We start from the raw sequence: 18567 nt of genomic DNA, 5'->3' as shown, positions 1-18567 counted from the left end.
ATAACAATCACCGCGTGGGCGGCGCACGCGGCGCCTCTTCTCTGCCTGCTGGGTGGAGCCGCCCACCCTACCGTACCGCACCGGCGAGCATTCAGCGCCGCGCCGGCGCCTGCTCGTCGAGCTTGAACACCGACAATGCCTGCACCAGGTGGAAGGCCTCGTCGGCCACGTTGGCCGAGGCATTCGCCGATTCCTCCACCAGGGCGGCGTTCTCGCGGGTGATCTGGTCGAGCTGGGCCATGGCCGCGTTCACCTGGGCGATGCCGGCGCCCTGCTCGCGGCTGGCGCCAGTGATGCCGTTCATGATCGCGGCCGCTTCGGCTACCTTGGCGACCACTTCGCGCATGGTCTGGCCGGCGTCGCCCACCAGCACATTGCCTTCGCCGACCTGCCGCACCGAGGTTTCGATGAGGGTCTTGATTTCCTTGGCCGCCGCGGCCGAGCGCTGCGCCAGGCTGCGCACCTCGCCGGCGACGACGGCGAAGCCGCGCCCCTGCTCGCCGGCACGGGCCGCCTCCACCGCCGCGTTCAGCGCCAGGATATTGGTCTGGAAGGCAATGCCGTCGATCAGGCCGATGATGTCCACGATGCGGGTGGCCGAGGCGCTGATGTGGCCCATGGTGTCGCCCACCCGGCCCACGGCCTCGCCGCCGCGTCCGGCGACGTTCGAGGCCGCCACGACCAGGCCGTCGGCGCGTACCGCGCTGTCGGTGTTGTGGCCGGCCGCCGCGGCGATCTGCGCCAGGCTGCTCGCGGTCTGCTCGAGGCTGGCCGCCTGGGCTTCGGTACGGCTGGCCAGGTCGCCGTTGCCGGCCGCGATCTCGCGGGTCGCATGCTCGATCGAGCCCACGTTGCGGCGCACGTCGCCGACGATGGCCTTCAGGTTGACGTTCAGCTGGCGCAGCGCCAGCTGCAGGCGGCCGATCTCGTCGTTGCGGCCCGGCTCGCATGGATGCGACAGGTCGCCGCCGGCCAGCGCATACACGGCGGCGGTGGCCTCGCGCAGGGGACGGGCGATGGTGCGCTGCAGTTCGGCCCAGGCCGCCAGCGTCGCCACCACGCCTGCGCCTGCCAGCAATTTCCACAGCAAGCCGTCCGCCGCCAGCCCGAGGCCGGCCATCAGCACCGCCTGGCCGCCCATCATGATGCCGATGCGGCGCGACAGCGGCAGCGAACGCAGCGCACCGAGGCGGGCGCGCCAGCCGAGGCGGCGTGCGGCGCCACGGTGGATCGTCAGCCCCTTCGCCTCGCCGGCGCGGAATTTCCGATACAGCTCGCTGGCCGCCGCCACCTGGTCGCGGCTCGGCGCGGTACGCACCGACATGTAGCCGGTGACGCGTCCGCCCTCCTTGACCGGCACCACGTTGGCGACCACCCAGTAGAAGTCGCCGTTCTTGCGACGGTTCTTGACCAGGCCGGTCCAGGGCTCGCCCGCCTGGAGCGTGCGCCACAGGTCGGCAAATGCTTCGGGCGGCATGTCCGGATGGCGGACGATGTTGTGCGCCTTTCCGAGCAATTCGTGCTCGTCGAAGCCGCTGACTTCGATAAAGCTGGGGTTGACGTAGGTGATGCGGCCCTTGGTGTCCGTCTTCGAGACGATGGACTGGCCTTCCTGTAACAGGTATTCGATGCCGGTAACCGGCAGGTTGGTTCGCACGATGACTCCTAGTTGCCCATGGGCAATAAAATCCAGCGCACGATTCTAGCAAGCGAATCGTCAGAATTTTTGACTTGGATCAAATTTAACCGTGACCACGCGGCGCAGAACCAGCAAAAAACCTTGATTTACGTCAAACGTTGCCATTGGTGTAAGCTTTTGGCATGGACAACATGACACACTCGCTCGTCGGCCTGGCCCTGGGAGAACTGGTCGAGCGCGCCCTGCCCGCGGCAAGCGATCCGGCCCGGGGCCGCACCCGCCGCCGCGCCCTCCTGCTCACCGGCCTGCTGGCCAGTAACTTCCCCGACCTCGACCTGGTGCTCACGCCGCTGCTGCCGGCGCCGCTGGGCTACCTGATCCACCACCGCGGACACACGCATACCCTGCTGTACGCGCTGCCGCAGGTACTCCTGCTGCTGGCCCTGACTTGCTTGCTGTGGCCGGCAGCGCGCCGGCTGCTGCAGGAAGATCGCCGCGCCCGCCACGCCGTCGTCGCCACCGCCCTGCTGGGCATGGTGCTGCACCTGTCCTTCGACGGGCTGAACGTGTATGGAGTCCATCCCTTCCACCCCTTCGATTCGCGCTGGCTGTACGGCGACCTCGTCTTCATTGTCGAGCCCGTGTTCTGGACCGCACTCGGCTTTGCACTGGCCCTGCTGTCGCGGCGCACCGGCTTGCGCTGGCTCGGGCTGGGCTTCTTTGCAGGCATGCCTGTGCTCTTTACCTGGATGGGCTTCCTGCAATGGGGCTCGCTGGCCGGGCTGGGCGCGGTGGCGCTGCTGGTCGCCGGCGTCAGTCTCAAGCTGGGGGCGCGTGCCGGACTGGTGGCGGCCTTCTTCGCCTGCGTGGGCTTCGTCGGCATCCAGGCGGCGGGCGGTCAGCTTGCGCGCGCCGAGATCCGCAGCGCGCACGAGAGCGTGGCGCCGGGCAGCCGCGTACTCGACATCGCGCTGTCGTCCTTCCCGGCCAATCCCTTGTGCTGGTCCTTCGCCACCGTGTCCGACAAGCCGGCCGCCGGCAGCTATGGGGTGCGGGTCGGCGTGCTCAGCCTGGCGCCCGGCCTGAGCCCGGTCTGGGCATGCCCGGAACGCTTCGGCGGTGTGCCCGACAGTGCAAGCGACGCCGCCGGCAGGCCGGTGCTGCGCGACGAACAGGGCCGGGGGGCCGAAGCGGCGGCCCGGGCCGTGCCTGCGGCGACAGCGGCACTGGCCTGGAAATTCAGCGAGAGCGGCAGCCTTCAGGACTTCCGCGCGCTGCAGCGAACCAATTGCCACTTCGATGCCTGGCTGCGCTTCGCCCGCGTGCCTTCGCTGGCCGGGGGCAATGCCACCGATATCCGCTTCGGCGCTCCCGACCAGCCCAATTTCTCGACCTTGCCGTATGCCGCCCGCGCGGCCGAACCCTGCCCGTCGCCGCTGGCGGCATGGGGCTATCCGCGGGGAGATCTGCTCGGCTGGAAAGGGCAGCAAGCGCGCTAGCGTGCGCGCAGCGGCGCTCGCAACTGCCCGCCGGCCCGGACCCTCCCCTGCCTGCCGGCCTGGGCGATGACGTGCCCGAAGAAGTCTACCAGGCCGGGCGCGTGCAGGTCGAAGCAGAAGCCGTCGCGCACCTGCCACACGCGCTCGCGCAGCGCGGCCATGGCGGCGCAGTCGTGCAGCTGGCGCGCCAGGTCCTCGATGCTGTCGAAGAACACCCCGATGCCGAGGCGCCGGGCCAGCGCCTGGGCCGCCACGATGGCGCCGCCGTTGTCGAACTGGATCATCGGCAGCCCGGCCGCCGCCAGGGTCGCGGCACGCGCCGGAATGTTCAGGTCGTCCCAGTCGGCGCGCCGGATGTCGCCGCCGTTCCGGCTGCGAAACACGTGCAGCCAGCCGGCGTCGTATTGCGAGAATTCGCGCACCCATCCGTCCGGGTCGACGTTCCGGTGCAGGTGCAGGTGTTCCGGGGCCAGCGCCTGTGCTGTCCTTATCCACTCGCGCCACTGGCCCTGCGTAAAGTCTCCATAGAAATGCAGGTGGATGCCGTGGCGCGCCAGCTCGGCCACCGTGGGCGGATGCAGCCCGATCGGCCGCCCCGGCACCACGGTGTGCACCTGGCCGCCCGCGCCCGCTGCGGACAACAGGGGCGAGCGCTCCTGCAGGAACCAGGCGCGGCGCGGCAGGTCGCCGTCGAGCACATGTTCAAGACGGGGCGCAGGGCGCGCGGCGGGAAGCCCGGGCACGGCGGTGGCGAACCAGTCGCGCATTTCAGGGCTGCTGTAGATGCAGCCGTCGGCCAGCCGCACCAGGTCGGCCAGCAGCGGCCAGATGCCCTTCTCGATGCAGATGAAGGGGCCTTCCTTGAAATGCCAGACAAAGGGAATGTCCGGCGTGTGCATCAGCACTTCGTGGGCAAAGGGCACCGCCTGCCAGTTGAGCTGGGCGTAGACGAGGTCGGGTTCGATGCGCGCCAGCGCCTCGCGCCAGCCATGGCGCGGCAGCTCCTCGACCTGGCCGAAAGGCAGTGGCCCGACCGTGTTGAACCAGCTCGGTGTCGGCGTCCACAATCCGTACAGCCGGTGTCCCAGGGCCTCCAGCGCCAGCACGCGGTCGGCGTTGTAGGCCAGCTCGCCGGCCAGCACGATCTTCAAGCCCTTGCGTGGGCCCTGCGGGCGGGCCGCGCGCACCTGCGCATACAGCCGCTCCTCGTCGATGGGGTTGCCGGTGCTGGTATGGAAGCGCAGCGGTCCGGCTACCCGGTAGTGCTGGCGGAAGGGGTTGATGCCCCCGAGCGGCTCGCGCATGCGCTTGTGGCGCTGGCCCGGATGGTCGACCCACTCGCAGCTGATCTCCCCGGTCGCCACAAACGGCCCCTGGGCGCGCAGCCCGGTCCAGAACACGCGGTCGAGGTCGTCGCTCTCGAGCTCGGCGTGCTCGCGCCAGCGCAGCGCGGTGCGGCGGTGCAGGCATTGCACGGGTTGCAGGCATTCTCCCGGAACGATGCCGGCGGCGCTGCGGTTGTAGTGGTGGCGCACGCCGGCATAAGCCAGCACCGCGCCGGGTTCGCGCTCGAGGCAGGCGACCAGCTGCGCCAGGTGCCCGGCATACCAGACGTCGTCGCTCGGCAGGTAGGCCAGCAGTTCGCCGCGCGCGGCGTCGAGGCCGGCGTTGATGGCGCGGCCCAGTCCGCCATTGCTGTCGAAGCGCAGGTAGCGCACCCGGGAGTCGGCCAGCCAGGGCGCCAGGGCGCTGGCGGTGTCGTCGCAGGAGCCGTCGTCGACGATGACGAGCTCCCAGTCGGAATAGGTCTGCGCCCACAGGCTGTCGAGGGCGCGGCCGATGAAGGCCGCCTGCTCGAAGGTGGGCATGAGTACGCTCACGCGCGGGGAATCGGGGACGGACGGCTGGCTGCTCATGGCGATGGCTGGTTGTGGGAGCCTCCCCAGATTAGAAGGCGGCGCCCGGCCGCGTTTGCGGCAGGTCAGCAGTGCGCTGGGGGCGGCGCGGCGTCGCGGACGCAAGCACCGGACCCGCTGCAAGGCTATACTCGCGGCATGGATCCCGACCAGCCCCTTCCCGATACCGCCTGCTACTGCTCGGCGCTGCGCCAGGCCTCGCGCTACGTCACCTCGTTCTACGACCAGATGCTGTCCGGATCGGGCCTGCGCGTGACCCAGTTCGCGATCCTGTCCCGGCTCAGGCCGCGCCCGGCCAGCGTGACCCAGCTGGCACAGAGCATGGTGATGGACCGCACCACGCTGGCGCGCAACCTGCAGCCCCTGGTGCGCGAACAGCTGGTGCAGGTGCGTCCCGGCGAGCAGGACCGGCGCGAGCGCGTCATCGAGCTGACCGCGCTCGGGCGCGACAAGGTCGAGGCTATCCTGCCCGCCTGGCGCCGCGCCCAGGCCCGCTTCGACGCGCAGTTCGGCGCGGACCGCGGCGCCCAGCTGCTGGCGACCATGCGCGCCGTGGTCGACAGCGGCCTGCACGAATCCGGCGAATCGGCGCCGGCCGAACCGGACTGAACGGCATGGCGGACGCAGCACTTGCCATTTTTTCAGTAAAATCGTCAGTTTCCCCACCGCTCGAAGCGCCGTGCCCCCTACCGAACCCATGCTAGCCTTCCTGTCGAACGGCGGCGCCCTAGGTGCCCGGATCCACGCGCACGACTGGAACGCGCACCCGCTCGGACCGATTACCGCCTGGCCGGCGGCACTGCGCACGACCCTCGGCATCGTGCTGGGTTCGTCGTTCCCGACCTTCCTCGCCTGGGGCCCGCGGCTGGAGCTGTTCTACAACGATGCCTACCTGCCCCTGCTCGGCAACAAGTCCGCCGACGCGCTCGGCCGGCCGCTGCCCGAGGTCTGGGACGAGGCGTGGGACGCGGTCGGCCCGTATGCCAACCGGGTGCTGGCCGGCGAGTCCTTCTTCTTCGAGAACTATGCCATCACGGTGGAGCGCCATGGCTACCGCGAGCAGGCCTGGTTCACCTTTTCCTACAGCCCGGTGCGCGACGACCAGGGCCTCGTGTGCGGCTTGCTGTGCACGGTCATCGAAGTCAGCGACAAGGTGCGCGCGCTGGCCCGGCACAAGCAAGCGGAAGAGCACCTCGCCCTGTCGCTCGAAGCCTCGGGCAACATCGGCACCTGGTCCTACGACCTCGACACCGCCGCCACGTATGTGGACGAGCGCTTCGCGCGCCTGTTCCAGGTCGACGCCGCGCTCGCCCGCGAGGGCACCGAGCTGGTGCGCTTTACCGACATGATCCACCCCGAGGACCGCCCGGCCGTGCTGGCCGCGATCGACCGCGCCATCCTGACCGAGACCCTGTACGACATCGAATACCGGATTCCGCAGCGTTCCGGCGTGGACGTGTGGGTCAACGCGCGCGGCAAGGTGTTCGCCGATCCGGACACCGGGAGCCGCCGCTTCGCCGGCATCGCCGTCGACATCACCGAACGCAAGCACGCAGAGCAGGCGCGCATCGAGAGCGAGCGCGCGGCGCTGGCCGCGTCGCAGCGCGCCGACGAAAGCGCGCGCCGGCTCGACGTGCTGCTCGACGCCGCGCCGGTCGGCATCGTCTACGCCGACGCTGCGGGCCAGCTGCTGGTGGCGAATGCCACCAACCGCCAGATCTGGGGGGCGCATCCGATGCCGGGCGAGGTCGGCGAGTACGCCGAATGGAAAGGCTGGTGGCCGGATGGTTCGGCGCAGGCCGGACAACGCGTGCAGGCGCACGAATGGCCGATCGCGCGCGCGCTGCTGGGCGAGGTCCAGGCCGCCGGGGTGTTCGAGATCGAACCCTTCGGCGATCCCGGCACGCGCCGCACGATCCTGGTGCGGGCCGCGGCGATCCACGACCGCGAGGGCGCGATGGTGGGCGCGGTGGCCGCCAACATGGACATCACCGCCCAGGTCGAGGCGGAACGGGCGATGATCGAAAGCGAGGCCAAGTTCCGCCTGATCGCCGACGCCATCCCGCAACTGGCCTGGTCGGCCGACGCGAGCGGCGCCAACGATTACCTGAACGCGCGCTGGAGCGCGTTCACCGGCCTGCCGGTCGAACGCATCGGCGGCAACGGCTGGGACAAGGTGGTCCACCCGGACGACCTGGCGGCCCTGCTCGCGGCCTGGCGCAACAGCCTGGCCGAAGGCAAGCCCTACGAGATCGAGCACCGCCTGCTGCACCATTCCGGCGAGTACCGCTGGATGCTCAACCGCGCCCTGCCCCTGCTCGACCAGAACGGCAAGGCCACGCGCTGGATGGGCACCCTCACCGACATCCACGACAAGAAAACCGGCGAGGAAGAGCTGCGCGCCCAGGCGCGCCGCAAGGACGAGTTCCTGGCCATGCTGGCGCACGAGCTGCGCAACCCGCTGGCGCCGATCAGCAACGCCGCCCAGCTGCTCTCGATGACCACGCTCGACCCGCAGCGGGTGCGCCAGTCGAGCGAAGTGATCATCCGCCAGGTGCGCCACATGACCTCGCTGGTGGACGACCTGCTCGACGTCTCGCGGGTGACGCGAGGCCTGGTGGAACTGGAGCGCGAACGGGTCGACGTCAAGGCGGTCGTCGCCAGCGCGGTCGAGCAGGCCAGGCCGCTGATCGAAGCGCGCGGCCACGCTTTCGACCAGCACATGACGTCGCGGCGCTGCTGGGTGTTCGGCGACCGCATCCGGCTGGTGCAGGTGATCGTCAACCTGCTGGGCAACGCCGCCAAGTACACCGCCCAGGGCGGCACCATCGCGCTGTCGGTCGAGACCGACGCGGCAAGCGTGACGATCGCGGTGCGCGACAACGGCATCGGCATCGACCGCGCCGTCCTGCCGCACGTGTTCGACCTGTTCACCCAGGCCGAGCGCACCCCCGACCGGTCCCAGGGCGGGCTCGGGCTGGGCCTGGCGCTGGTGCGCAGCCTGGTGCAGCTGCACGGCGGCCAGGTCGCCGCCCACAGCGACGGCCTGGGCAAGGGCAGCAGCTTCACGGTGACGCTGCCGGTGTTCGACGGCGAGCCCGGTACGGCGCCGGGCGAAGGGCAAGCGGCGGCGCCCGCCCGCTCGGGCGCCGGCCGGCGCATCCTGGTGGTCGACGACAACGTCGATGCGGCCCTGTCGCTGGCCGAGGTCCTGCGCTCGCTCGGTCACCTGGTGCACACCGCGCACGATTCGCAGGACGCGCTGGCGCAGGCGGAGCGCGAATGGCCGGATGTCTTCATCCTCGACATCGGCCTGCCCGACATCGACGGCTACGCGCTGGCGCGCCGCCTGCGCGACAGCGAGCGTGGGCGGGCCGCGACCCTGCTCGCCCTGACCGGCTACGGCCAGGCCCACGACCGGGTGCTGGCCAAGACGGCCGGTTTCGACCATCACTTCGTCAAACCGGTGGACCTGGCGCCGCTGGTGCAGATCATCGAACGCGCGCCGCGCTCGGGATTAAGGCAGGCTTAACCGGGGGCGCCCCATGCATTGCGCATTGCCCGGGGAACGGGCAAGGAACTATGCTGGCGCGGTCGCCGGCTGGTCCGGCCATTCACGAAGGACACCCATGCCGCCCCGCCGCGCCACCGCCGCCCTGTTCCTGTCCACGCTGTTCGCCTCGCTGCCGCTGCACGCGGCCGCGGCCCCGTCCTGCTCCCCGCTGGAAGCCATACCGGCGGCGGTCGCGGACGCGCCCTTCCTGGTGCTCGGCGACGTGCACGGCACCCGCGAGGTGCCGGCCTTCGTCGCCGCCTACCTGTGCGCCGGCGCGAAACAGCAGCGCAGCATCACGCTGGCCATCGAGCTGCCGTCGAGCGCACAGGACGCGCTCGACGCCTTCCTGGCCAGCCAGGGCGCGCCGCAAGACGTCGAACGCCTTACCGGCGCTGGCCTGTGGCGCAGCCCGCGCCAGGATGGCAGGACCAGCATCGACATGCTGCGCCTGATCCAGCAGGTGCGCACGCTGCGTGCGGAAGGCGCCGACATCCGCATCGCCGCGATCGATACCGTGGCCGCGACGCCGCAACGCAGCGCCGCGATGGCCGAGCGCCTGCGCGCCGAACTGCGCCAGGCCAAGGGGCGCCAGGTGGTCACACTGGTTGGCGCGCTGCATGCGATCCACAGCAAGGGCAATCGCTTCAATCCACACTACGAGTCGGCAATCTACCTGCTGGCCGACCAGCGTCCGCTCTCGCTCACGGTCGGCACGGCGGGCGGCACGGCCTGGGTGTGCCGCGGCGCCACGCCCGACACCTGCGGTGCGACTGCCTGGGACATCAACCGCGTCGACCCGGCCCCAGCCGGCCCGTTCTCGCTGGTGCCGCCGTCGCCGCAGTACGACGGCGTGTTCTACGTGGGGGCGACGAGCGCATCGCCGCCGGCCGTTCAGTGAGGGAAAGGGCTTGCCGTGTCGAAGGGCTTGCCGTCGGGCGCCCGCGGCAGGCCCGCGTCCTGCAGGCGCTTCACCGACGCCAGCGCCGCGGCCGCGCCTGAAGCGGTGAGCGCGTCCGTCACCAGCTTGCGTTCAGCCGGCGCCAGCGCGGCCACGCTCGCGGCATACTGCGGCGCTTGCGCTTGCCCGCTCGCCTCGAAGGCCGTGGCGACGGCGCGGTAATAGGCTGCCGGGCGGCCCTCCCCCACCAGGATGACGTCGGCCTGCGCCGCGGCGCCCGGCTGGAGCGTGCGGCGCGCCGACCGGTTCTGGTACTTCAGCTTGTCGAAGCTGGCGTAGCGGGCGCTGCCCGGCACCTCCAGGCGATAGTGGCCGGCCGCGTCGGTCAGGGCGGCCTTGAGCAGCTTGCCGTCCTTGTCCTCGATGTTGACCGTGACGGCGGGAATGCCCATCCCGCGCGCGCCGCCATCGACGACCCGGCCGTGGATGATCTCGGCCGCAAGCGACTGGCCGGCAAAAGCGATCGCGACAAGGGCGATCACGTACGATCGTTTCATGCTGCGCATTCCATCCTCCCGGGGCAAGCTGCTTGGCCGTCGATGCTGACCGAGAGTAAAGCATACTCTGCCGGCCGCGCCTAGCCCTGGCTGCCGGCCGGGGCTGCTTGGCTCGACAGGGACGCTGAGGACTCAACCATAACGCGCGGAAACGAATATTTCGTCCGTTACGGTTTGGAACAATTTCGAATCGTGCATACCTGCAGCCGGGATTACGATTTATTCATGAACTTCAGCTTTTCTACCCCAATCAGCGGCGCGTGCCTGGTGAAGCTCTGGGCCAGCGGACGCTACGGCTTTTCGCTGCCGAAGAAGGTCGAGATCACCGGACCGAATGGCGTGACCTCGACCTATCTGTATCACAGCCGAAAAGTCGGGCTGACGTCCGAACTCACCAACCGCACGCTTGTCAGAATCGCGATTGCCCAGTACCTGGAAGGCGCGGCGGGCGAGGTCCACCAGATCGACGATACGGTGGCGCCCTTCCCCGGCACCCTGACGCAGATCCGGCCCTTCGCCCCACCGCCGCCGCCGCCGCGCGTGCGGCCATCGCGGGTGATGCCGCGCGCGGGCTCCGTCGCCAAGGAGGCGGCATGATTTCAACACGGAAGACGAGGTAGACGCATGCGTATCACCTTCACTCCCGGCCAGGTCGCCATGCTTATCGGCAGGGCCGAACGCCAGCTCGAACAGATCGTCGCCGACTCGATCCGCGAGGCCGGCGGCGGACGCAACATCGCGCGCGGCGCGCAGCACATCCTGCACGAGACGGTGGTCACCCTGATCCGCCTGTACCGCGAACAGGTGCCGGGCGGCGCGCCGGTCGCAACCCGCATCGCACGTGCCTACGCCAAGGGAGCCGACGCCCATACCGGGGTGCCGACCCTGGCCTGCGTGCGGACCATGCTCTCGATCATGCGCGACGCCAGCGCGCTGCTGGCGGACCCGTCGCAGCCGCAGCTCGATGCGCCGCAGTTGGACGCGCCGCAGCATCGGCCGGCAGCCGTGAGGCTCGGACCGGCCTAGGCTGCCTGCCCGGCCGTGCCGGCCTTTCGCGCACGGGTACTGCCGCCCACCCCTACCGCGGTGGCGATCGCCAGCGCCTGGAACAGCGCCACGCCCGCGAACACCCAGCCCGGCCGGCCCGCATCCATCACCAGCCCGAACAGCAGCGGGCCGATCGCCAGGCCGCTGTCCAGGCCCGAATACACGACGCCATAGACCCGCCCGGTCGCGCCTTGCGGTGCGGCGGCGCGGATCATCAGGTCGCGCGAAGGACCGGCCACGCCCGAGCACAGGCCGATCAGGCCCATCAGCGGCAAGGCCATCCAGGACGGGCCGGCGCCCGCCGCCAGCACCAGGGCCAGCAGCGCCGCGACCGCGAAGGCCGCCGCCACGGTCCGGTCGTGCTGCTTCGCATGCGCGCCCAGGAAGCCGCCCGCCACCATGCCCAGCGCCGAGGCCAGCATGTAGGCAGTGTAGGAACTGGTGGCGAGCGCATGCGAAATGCCGTACAGCGCTTCCAGGCTGATCGTCGCAAAGCTCTGGATGCCGCCCAGCGCCACCGCCGTCAGCAGGAAGAAGCCAAAGCACAGCCAGACGGCGCGCAGCTTGAGGAAACCCAGCGTGCCGCCCTGGGCAGTCCCGGCCGTGCGCTTGATCGGATCCGGGTACAGGACAGCGCGATTCAGCACCAGCAAGGCCAGCACCGCCATCGGCAGCAGCGCCGCCCACAGCAGCGCGGCGCGCCAGCCCTGGCTGGCCGCGATCGAGGTCAGGAAGATCGGCGATGCGGCCCAGCCGATGTTGCCGCTGATGCCGTGCACCGAAAAACCGTGCGCCAGGCGCTCGCGCGAGACGCGCTGGTTCAGCAGCGTGTAGTCGGCCGGGTGGAAGATCGCATTGCCGATGCCGGCCAGCAGCGCGCCCGCCACCAGGCCGGCATAACTGTCCACGCGCGCGAGCACCAGCGCCGACACGCCCAGCATCGACATGCCGAAGAACAGCACGGCGCGGGCGCCGACGCGGTCGACCACGAAGCCGGCCAGGGCCTGCCCCACGCCCGAGACCACGAAGAACACCGTCATCAGGAGACCCAGCTCGGTGTAGCTGAGGCCGAAGGCGGGCTTGAGCCAGGGGATCAGGGCCGCCAGGATCAGGTGGTAGAAGTGCGAGGTGCCGTGCGCCAGGCCGACCAGGCCGATCACGCGGGCATCCTGCTTCAAGCTGTTCTCGTTGTTCATCGCATCCCTCTTGCCGAAAAAGCCAGTGTAAGCACATTTCCGGCGTCCGATTTAAGATAGCCTGTCAAGATTTGTCGAGAACCTGCCATGCCGCTTGCGAGAACCGCGCTTCCCCCGACCCCGGGACCGGGCCCGACCAGAGAGCGTCCGGTCAGCCTGGTTGCGCGCGACCTGCCCGCCGACGTCTCGGTGGGGGCCCACAGCCACGAGTGGGGGCAGCTGACCTATGCGCACAACGGCCTGATGCGGGTGAGCGCTGAAAACAGCAGCTGGATCGTGCCGCCGCAGCGCGCGATCTGGATCGCGCCGCACGTCGTCCACGCAGTCACGATGATGGAGGCGGCCCGCCTCAGTCCCTTGCGCATCCACGCCTCGCGCGACCCGTTCCGCGGCGAGACCTGCCGCGTGGTGGAAGTGAGCGGCCTGCTGCGCGAACTGATCGCCGCCCTCGAGACGGGCGAGCAGCCGCGGGACCCGGGACGGGCCGCCCTGATCGGCGAACTGATCCTGGACGAGCTGGCGCGCGCGCCCTCGCGCCCGATCCGCGTGCCGCTGCCGCGCGACAAGCGCTTGCAGAGCCTGTGCGAAGCCCTGCTCGCGGCGCCCGGCGACACCCAGACCCTGGCCGGCTGGGCGCACGCGGCCGGGGCCTCGGAACGCACGCTGGCGCGCCTGTTCGAACGCGAGCTGGGAATGAGCTTCGGCCAGTGGCGCCAGCAGGTGCGCCTGGCCCACGGCGTTTCCCTGATCGCGCGCGGCATGCCCCTGTGGCAGGTGGCGCAGCAGCTCGGCTACGCCAGCCAGTCGGCCTTCAGCGCCATGTTCAGGAAGACCTTCGGCAGCACGCCATCGAGCTTCTTCGCGGACGACCGCGCTGTCGGAAGCCGATCGTTAAGAAACTGATGACGAAGCGCCCCCCGATGCGCAGGCGCTGCGCGAGTAAGTCAGCGCTTCCCTGCGGGCTGCTCGGCAGCCACCGCAGGGGATGCCCCCTGGTCCGGCGCCAGGAAGCGGGTCGACGGCCGGCCATCGGCGTTGTGCTGCACGATGCGCACCGGCCGGCCTTGCGCGTCGAGCCACACCTGGCCGATACCGGCGCCATTCCAGACGCGCTCGCCCTCCTGGCGCTGGTCGGGCAGGTGCGGCGTGAACACGAGGTCGCGGCGCTGGGTGAACCAGTTCAGCGGCGAGCGCGGCGAGTACAGCCAGCGATTCAGGCGATCGAGCCAGTCGAGCAGGCGGCGCGGGAATTCGTTCTTGATGCCGCTGCTGGTGATCTGCCAGACATGCGGCACCCGGTCGGAGTCGCGCACCTCGACGTCGTAGGCGAACGAATAGTGCACGTCGCCCGACAGGACCACATAATTGCCCGGGGTGCGCGAATGCTTGAAGATATTCAGCATGCTGCCGGCCGCGCCGCGATGCGCCATCCAGTTCTCGGCGTCGACGGTCAGGGCCGCACCCAGGAAGGTGGCAAGCCGTTGCACCACCTCGATCAGCTTGACCCCGAACATGGGCGTCGGCGAGACGATGACGGCGGCGGTTTCGTCCAGCAGCTCGTGCTGCAGCTCGGTGAGCGATTCCCAATCCATCAGGCCCGACGGGTGGCCGGGCCGGCCTCGGTTGCGCCAGCGCCGGGTGCGGGTATCGAGCACGATGATCGTGGGCTGGGTCCGCAGCACGAAATCCCACTTGCGGAACGCCAGCAAACGGTCGATCAGCGCATCCTGCCTTGGGGCGTCGAAGCGGTCGTCGCCAGCCGCCGTGTCGATCAGCCCCGCCAGGTCGTCCAGCGCCGCCCCGAAGACCTCGGGGCGATTGCCCCAGCCCTGGCACAGCATGTACGCGACCAGCGCATTGCCCACGATGCGGCGCGAGAACGGGTGCTCGTAGGCGGTGGTTTCCCACTTGGCCGAGAGGTTCCAGTCGTCGGTGATGTCGTGGTCGTCGAAGATCATCAGGGTCTGGACGTGCGCCAGCAGCCGGGCGGCGCGCGGCAGGTCGCCGCGAAAGCCCGCCAGCGCCTGCGACTCGCACTGCCAGCGCTGCGCATGCCTGGGTTCCAATGCGGGCGGAGCGGCATCCGCCACCAGCCGCCATGGCACCGGCGACCAGACCAGCAGGTACATGGCCATCACCTCGGACAGGGTGACCAGGTGGTTGTGCGCATTGGCCGTGGTGAAGATCGGCTTCTCGCTGCCGCCGAAGAAGCGGTCGCGCAGCGCGTCGTTGGATTTGACCGCGGGGAGCAGCTCTTCGCGCCGGTAGTAACTGGCCGGATGGCGGTACAGCGCCTCGCTGTCGGCGACCACCGCGCCCTGCAGGCATTCGGCATACAGGCCCAGGCGCCGGATCAGCGCGTGGATCGCCGCCAGCATCGGGCCGGCCACGTCGTCGGCATACACCTGGTCTCCGCACAGCATGAGCATGGCGGGCCGCTCCTCGGCCTGCTCGACCTGATCGGCCAGCAAGGCGTCGGCGCGCGCCAGGCCGTCGCGCGCGGGATGGTGCGGCTTGCGGCAGGAACCGAACAGGATATTGTCGCTGCGGCTGCGCAGCACCAGGTTCGGCCGTGTGGCGCCGGCATGCAGCAGGTGCGGCGCCCATTGTGCGATGCCGGCCTCCTTGCCGTCGTCCTGCGTGACGAGCAAGTCGTATTCGATGATCGTGTCCTGCGGCAGCGGCTCGGTGAGCGCGACATCGATCAGGTGCACGCAGGCGTGGCGGCCGACGCGGATCACGCGACAGCAGCCCGCGTCCAGGGGCAGGCGGCGGGATGCCTCTCCCTCCGGCGCCAGCACCAGGGTCAGGTCGAGCGGTGCGCTGCCGACCAGCCATAGCACCAGGCGGCCCGGCTCGAGGCGGCGCAGGAGGGGACCGGCGAGGACGGGCGGCAGGCCTTCAGGGGCTGGAGTCGGGGTCAATCGGGTGGACCAAACTGGTTTGATGAACACGCGAGTGTAGCAGACGCACCGGACAGCTTGAGCACACAAACGACTTAGGCGGGCGCGCGATTATCGGCAGACCCACGCCGACGAAAACGCTGGGCGGCCAGATATCTTCTGAGCCTATGTTGGACATCATGAAATGTCATTGGACCATTCTGCCGTACCGCCGCATCATGCTCCCGTCTCCTCTACTTTCTCCTCCAAGAAAATAGATTCATGCCCGCGCTCAGCGGGCATTTTTTTATCTGGATGCCGACCCAATACACCATTCAGTCGTACAGCGTTCGCGCTTTGCGATCTCGGCGGATGCGCACACGGCACAGTCCGGAGACGTGCTCGGCACGCCGCTGTTCCCGAAGGCGACGGTGAAACTGGAGAACGGCCGGACCCTGGCGGTGCGCGCGCGCGGCGACGGCCGCTACGTCGACGCGCTGCGCGTCAACGGCAAGCCGGTGGGCCGCAACTGGCTCGGCCACGCCGAACTGACGCAAGGCGCAAGGCTCGACTTCAGCATTGCAACCCGGCCGAACACCACGCGCGGCACCCGCGAACAGGATGCGCCCTATTCCTTCTCGCGCGATCCGGCCCGCCCGGCCGTGCTGCGGGAGGAAGACTAGCGCCATGCCGGCCACCATCCGCGACATCGCGAAGGCGACCAATTACTCGATCGGCACCGTCTCGCGCGCCCTGAAGAGCCAGGACGGCCTGACGGAAAAGACGCGCGCCCGCATCCGCGCCGTGGCGCGCGAGCTGGGCTACGACTTCGGCAAGCTGCGCCAGGGAGAATTGCGCCGCGTCGCCTTTCTGCTGCACCGCCAGCACGACACCCGGTCCAGCAGCCCCTTCTACCTGCCGGTGCTGCACGGCGCCGAGGAAGCCTGCCGCCGGCGCGGCATCGCCCTCTCCTTCGTGGTGGTCGGCCCTGCCGAACCGGTGCTGGAACTGGTGCGGGTGCACCAGCCGGACGCCCTCTTGTGCGCCGGCTTCTTCGAGGCCGAACTGCTGGACGCCCTGCGCGAGACCGGCAAGCCGCTGGTGCTGCTCGACATGCGCCTGCCCGGCTACCGCAGCGTCAACCCGGACCACCAGCTGGGCGGCTACCTGGCCACGCGCCACCTGCTGTCCCTCGGGCGCAAGCGCATCGCCATGCTGTGCGGCTCGCTGGCCCACCACAGCATCCACGAGCGCAGCCGCGGCTTTCGCAAGGCCCTGTTCGAGGCGCGCCTGCTGGCCGATCCGGAGCTGGAGGTGCAGCTGCCGCGCGTCGGCGACCCAAGCGACAACGTGCGGCGCGCGATGGATGCGCTGCTGGCCCTGCCCAAGCGCCCCGACGCCCTGTTCTGCTACAACGACAGCACCGCGCTGGCGGCCATGCAGCACTGCCTCGAGCGCGGCCTGAAGATCCCGCACGACCTGGCGATCGTCGGCTTCGACGACATCCAGGCGGCGGCGAGCGCCATTCCGCCGCTCAGCAGCATCGCCATCGACAAGGAAGCCCTCGGCGCGCTGGGCGTCGAGCTGCTGCTGGAAAAACACCCTGCGCCCGATGCCGACCGGACCCTGCCCGTCCAGCTGGTCGTGCGCGAGAGCAGTGACGACAGCTAGGAAAGACCGAGGACGCCATGGAGCAACTGCCCGACTTCTTCTCGCCCGCCGTGCTCGAACGGCACATCGCCCACACGATGTCGTTCTACTACCCGCGCTGCGTCGACCCGAGCGGCGGCTTCTACCACTACTTCCGCGACGACGGCAGCATCTACGACCGCCGTTCGCGCCACCTGGTGTCGAGCACCCGCTTCGTGTTCGTGTTCGCGCAAGCCTGGCGCCAGTTCGGGGACCCGGACCACCGGCAGATGGTGCGCCACGGCGTCGACTTCCTGCGCCGCGTGCACCGCAATCCGGATACCGGCGGCTACGCCTGGCAGCTGGAATGGGAAGACGGCAGCGCACGCGTGCTGGACGCCGATAACCACTGCTACGGCCTGGCCTTCGTGCTGCTGGCCTCTTCGCACGCCCTGATGGCAGGCGTCGAAGAGGCGCGTGGCTGGATCCTTGATACCTTCGCGCTGATGGAGAAGCGCTTCTGGGAGCACGAACACGGCCTGTACGCCGACCAGGCCAGCGCCGACTGGGCACTCCGCGATCCCTACCGCGGCCAGAACGCCAACATGCATGCCTGCGAAGCCCTGCTGGCGGCCTTCCGCGCCACCGACCACCTGCCCTACCTGCACCGCGCCGAGCTCCTGGCGCGCAACATCACGCAACGCCAGGCCGGACGCGCCAATGGCATGGTCTGGGAACACTACACGCGCGACTGGCAGCCGGACTGGGAGTTCAACCTGCACGACAAGGCCAACCTGTTCCGCCCCTGGGGCTACCAGCCCGGCCACTTCACCGAGTGGAGCAAGCTGCTGCTGCAACTCGAGGCCCATGGCGCCCGGCTGGCGGGCGGGCGCGACTGGCTGCTGCCCGCCGCCCAGGATCTGTACGCCAAGGCGCTTCACTACGCCTGGGACAACAGGCACGGCGGCCTGCACTACGGTTTCGCACCGGATGGCAGCGTCTGCGACGCCGACAAATACTTCTGGGTGCAGGCCGAAACCCTGGCCGCGGCGGCGCTGCTGGGCGCGCGCTCCGGCGCGGAACGCTACTGGGTGGATTACGAGCGCCTGTGGCGCTACTGCTGGGCGCACTTCGTCGACCACGAGCATGGCGCCTGGTACCGCATCCTCACGGCCGACAACCGCAAGTACTCCGACGAAAAGAGCCCGGCCGGCAAGGTCGACTACCACACCATGGGCGCCTGCTACGACATCCTGCCGGCGCTGGCGCAACGCAGGCCGCCGGTATCGAGCTAATCAGTGCCGGGCGGAATCAAGCGCTTGCCGGCGCCGCATTGCGCTAGGATGGCCAGCCACCACAGCAAAGGAGACGATCATGGGCGAAATGGCAAACGTACAGTCGTGCATCCAGGCCTGCATCGATGCGATGCGGGCCTGCCAGGTATGCGCCGCGGCCGACATCCGCGAAGGCCAGAACAATTGTGCGCTGATCAACCTCGACTGCGCCGACATCTGCGCAGCCACCCTGAACGTGCTGTCGCGCGGCTCGCCCCACCACGGCGACTTCTGCGCGCTGTGCGCCCACATCTGCCGCGCCTGCGCGGCGGAGTGCGCCAAGCACGCATCCATGCACCAGCATTGCGCCGACTGCCAGGCCGCATGCGAGCGCTGCGCCGCCGAGTGCGACAAGCACGCGCGCGAACGCCACATCTGAGCTTCGGCAGTTCCCCGCTGCCATCCCCCCTGCCC

General features: G+C 69.7%; 16 protein-coding genes. 11 read left to right on the top strand and 5 right to left on the bottom strand.

The genetic code is table 11. From position 1 onward, the window contains the following. Nucleotides 1-91 precede the first annotated feature (91 nt). Nucleotides 92-1657, bottom strand: a complete 1566-nt coding sequence (locus FG94_RS05420) for a PAS domain-containing methyl-accepting chemotaxis protein (RefSeq protein WP_036208139.1) — start codon at nucleotides 1655-1657, stop codon at nucleotides 92-94. A gap of 173 nt (nucleotides 1658-1830) precedes the next feature. Between FG94_RS05420 and FG94_RS05415 the strand changes: the two genes are divergently transcribed. Next, nucleotides 1831-3138 (top strand): metal-dependent hydrolase, encoded by a 1308-nt coding sequence (locus tag FG94_RS05415; RefSeq protein WP_229445868.1) that lies wholly within the window; start codon nucleotides 1831-1833, stop codon nucleotides 3136-3138. On the opposite strand, the gene FG94_RS05410 is transcribed toward FG94_RS05415, so the two are convergent. Continuing rightward, complete coding sequence (locus FG94_RS05410; RefSeq protein ID WP_036208134.1) at nucleotides 3135-5054, bottom strand: glycosyltransferase family A protein; 1920 nt, start codon at nucleotides 5052-5054, stop codon at nucleotides 3135-3137. The genes FG94_RS05415 and FG94_RS05410 overlap by 4 nt on opposite strands. Before the next feature lie 138 nt (nucleotides 5055-5192). Here FG94_RS05410 and FG94_RS05405 point away from each other — a divergent pair, with 138 nt between their 5' ends. From FG94_RS05405 to FG94_RS05395, 3 genes are all read left to right on the top strand, one after another. Then, a complete protein-coding gene (locus tag FG94_RS05405) occupies nucleotides 5193-5663 on the top strand; it encodes a MarR family winged helix-turn-helix transcriptional regulator (protein ID WP_036208132.1) in 471 nt (156 codons plus the stop codon). Nucleotides 5664-5733: 70 nt separating this feature from the next. Next, nucleotides 5734-8586, top strand: coding sequence for a PAS domain S-box protein (locus tag FG94_RS25835; protein WP_152570855.1), 2853 nt, complete (start codon nucleotides 5734-5736; stop codon nucleotides 8584-8586). Between the two features lie 97 nt (nucleotides 8587-8683). Next, complete coding sequence (locus FG94_RS05395) at nucleotides 8684-9508, top strand: hypothetical protein (RefSeq protein ID WP_036208129.1); 825 nt, start codon at nucleotides 8684-8686, stop codon at nucleotides 9506-9508. Here FG94_RS05395 and FG94_RS05390 read toward each other — a convergent pair. Then, a complete protein-coding gene (locus FG94_RS05390) occupies nucleotides 9502-10065 on the bottom strand; it encodes a carboxypeptidase-like regulatory domain-containing protein (protein ID WP_161783942.1) in 564 nt (187 codons plus the stop codon). The two genes, FG94_RS05395 and FG94_RS05390, sit on opposite strands and share 7 nt — an antisense overlap. A 225-nt stretch (nucleotides 10066-10290) precedes the next feature. Here FG94_RS05390 and FG94_RS05385 point away from each other — a divergent pair, with 225 nt between their 5' ends. Further along, on the top strand, nucleotides 10291-10662 hold the full coding sequence (locus tag FG94_RS05385) for a hypothetical protein (RefSeq protein WP_036208125.1): 372 nt from the start codon (nucleotides 10291-10293) through the stop codon (nucleotides 10660-10662). Between the two features lie 27 nt (nucleotides 10663-10689). Then, nucleotides 10690-11091, top strand: a complete 402-nt coding sequence (locus FG94_RS05380) for a hypothetical protein (protein ID WP_036208122.1) — start codon at nucleotides 10690-10692, stop codon at nucleotides 11089-11091. Here FG94_RS05380 and FG94_RS05375 read toward each other — a convergent pair. After that, nucleotides 11088-12308, bottom strand: coding sequence for an MFS transporter (locus tag FG94_RS05375; protein ID WP_036208118.1), 1221 nt, complete (start codon nucleotides 12306-12308; stop codon nucleotides 11088-11090). The genes FG94_RS05380 and FG94_RS05375 overlap by 4 nt on opposite strands. 87 nt (nucleotides 12309-12395) lie before the next feature. On the opposite strand from FG94_RS05375, the gene FG94_RS05370 reads away from it, so the two are divergent. Continuing rightward, nucleotides 12396-13211 (top strand): helix-turn-helix transcriptional regulator, encoded by an 816-nt coding sequence (locus FG94_RS05370; RefSeq protein ID WP_036208115.1) that lies wholly within the window; start codon nucleotides 12396-12398, stop codon nucleotides 13209-13211. Between the two features lie 41 nt (nucleotides 13212-13252). On the opposite strand, the gene FG94_RS05365 is transcribed toward FG94_RS05370, so the two are convergent. Then, nucleotides 13253-15232: a hypothetical protein gene (locus tag FG94_RS05365; RefSeq protein ID WP_036208112.1), complete on the bottom strand. Its 1980-nt coding sequence runs from the start codon at nucleotides 15230-15232 to the stop codon at nucleotides 13253-13255. A 356-nt stretch (nucleotides 15233-15588) separates the two neighbouring features. On the opposite strand from FG94_RS05365, the gene FG94_RS05360 reads away from it, so the two are divergent. The 4 genes from FG94_RS05360 (at nucleotide 15589) to FG94_RS27600 (ending at nucleotide 18532) form a co-directional block, all read left to right on the top strand. Beyond that, nucleotides 15589-15873 carry a glycoside hydrolase domain-containing protein gene (locus tag FG94_RS05360; RefSeq protein WP_036208110.1) on the top strand — a complete coding sequence of 95 codons (285 nt, stop codon included), beginning with the start codon at nucleotides 15589-15591 and terminating at the stop codon, nucleotides 15871-15873. A 4-nt stretch (nucleotides 15874-15877) separates the two neighbouring features. Next, nucleotides 15878-16861 (top strand): LacI family DNA-binding transcriptional regulator, encoded by a 984-nt coding sequence (locus FG94_RS05355; protein WP_036208107.1) that lies wholly within the window; start codon nucleotides 15878-15880, stop codon nucleotides 16859-16861. A gap of 17 nt (nucleotides 16862-16878) precedes the next feature. Next, a complete protein-coding gene (locus FG94_RS05350; RefSeq protein WP_036208104.1) occupies nucleotides 16879-18114 on the top strand; it encodes an AGE family epimerase/isomerase in 1236 nt (411 codons plus the stop codon). A 79-nt stretch (nucleotides 18115-18193) separates the two neighbouring features. Beyond that, entirely contained in the window at nucleotides 18194-18532 is a 339-nt protein-coding gene (locus tag FG94_RS27600; protein ID WP_051996253.1) for a four-helix bundle copper-binding protein, read from the top strand. Nucleotides 18533-18567 lie beyond the last annotated feature (35 nt).

Origin of the sequence: Massilia sp. LC238 (genome assembly GCF_000735635.1) — a bacterium.
In the GTDB taxonomy this organism is placed as follows: domain Bacteria; phylum Pseudomonadota; class Gammaproteobacteria; order Burkholderiales; family Burkholderiaceae_D; genus Telluria; species Telluria varians.
Note: the sequence above shows the minus strand (reverse complement) of the source record. Positions and strands in the feature narration are given on the sequence as shown.

Bases quoted from the DNA above. Each gene is read 5' to 3' on its own strand.
- FG94_RS05415 (WP_229445868.1), top strand. From the start codon at position 1,831: ATGACACACTCGCTCGTCGGCCTGGCCCTGGGAGAACTGGTCGAGCGC.
- FG94_RS05410 (WP_036208134.1), bottom strand. From the start codon at position 5,054: ATGAGCAGCCAGCCGTCCGTCCCCGATTCCCCGCGCGTGAGCGTACTC.
- FG94_RS05405 (WP_036208132.1), top strand. From the start codon at position 5,193: ATGGATCCCGACCAGCCCCTTCCCGATACCGCCTGCTACTGCTCGGCG.
- FG94_RS05395 (WP_036208129.1), top strand. From the start codon at position 8,684: ATGCCGCCCCGCCGCGCCACCGCCGCCCTGTTCCTGTCCACGCTGTTC.
- FG94_RS05390 (WP_161783942.1), bottom strand. From the start codon at position 10,065: ATGAAACGATCGTACGTGATCGCCCTTGTCGCGATCGCTTTTGCCGGC.
- FG94_RS05385 (WP_036208125.1), top strand. From the start codon at position 10,291: ATGAACTTCAGCTTTTCTACCCCAATCAGCGGCGCGTGCCTGGTGAAG.
- FG94_RS05380 (WP_036208122.1), top strand. From the start codon at position 10,690: ATGCGTATCACCTTCACTCCCGGCCAGGTCGCCATGCTTATCGGCAGG.
- FG94_RS05375 (WP_036208118.1), bottom strand. From the start codon at position 12,308: ATGAACAACGAGAACAGCTTGAAGCAGGATGCCCGCGTGATCGGCCTG.
- FG94_RS05370 (WP_036208115.1), top strand. From the start codon at position 12,396: ATGCCGCTTGCGAGAACCGCGCTTCCCCCGACCCCGGGACCGGGCCCG.
- FG94_RS05355 (WP_036208107.1), top strand. From the start codon at position 15,878: ATGCCGGCCACCATCCGCGACATCGCGAAGGCGACCAATTACTCGATC.
- FG94_RS05350 (WP_036208104.1), top strand. From the start codon at position 16,879: ATGGAGCAACTGCCCGACTTCTTCTCGCCCGCCGTGCTCGAACGGCAC.
- FG94_RS27600 (WP_051996253.1), top strand. From the start codon at position 18,194: ATGGGCGAAATGGCAAACGTACAGTCGTGCATCCAGGCCTGCATCGAT.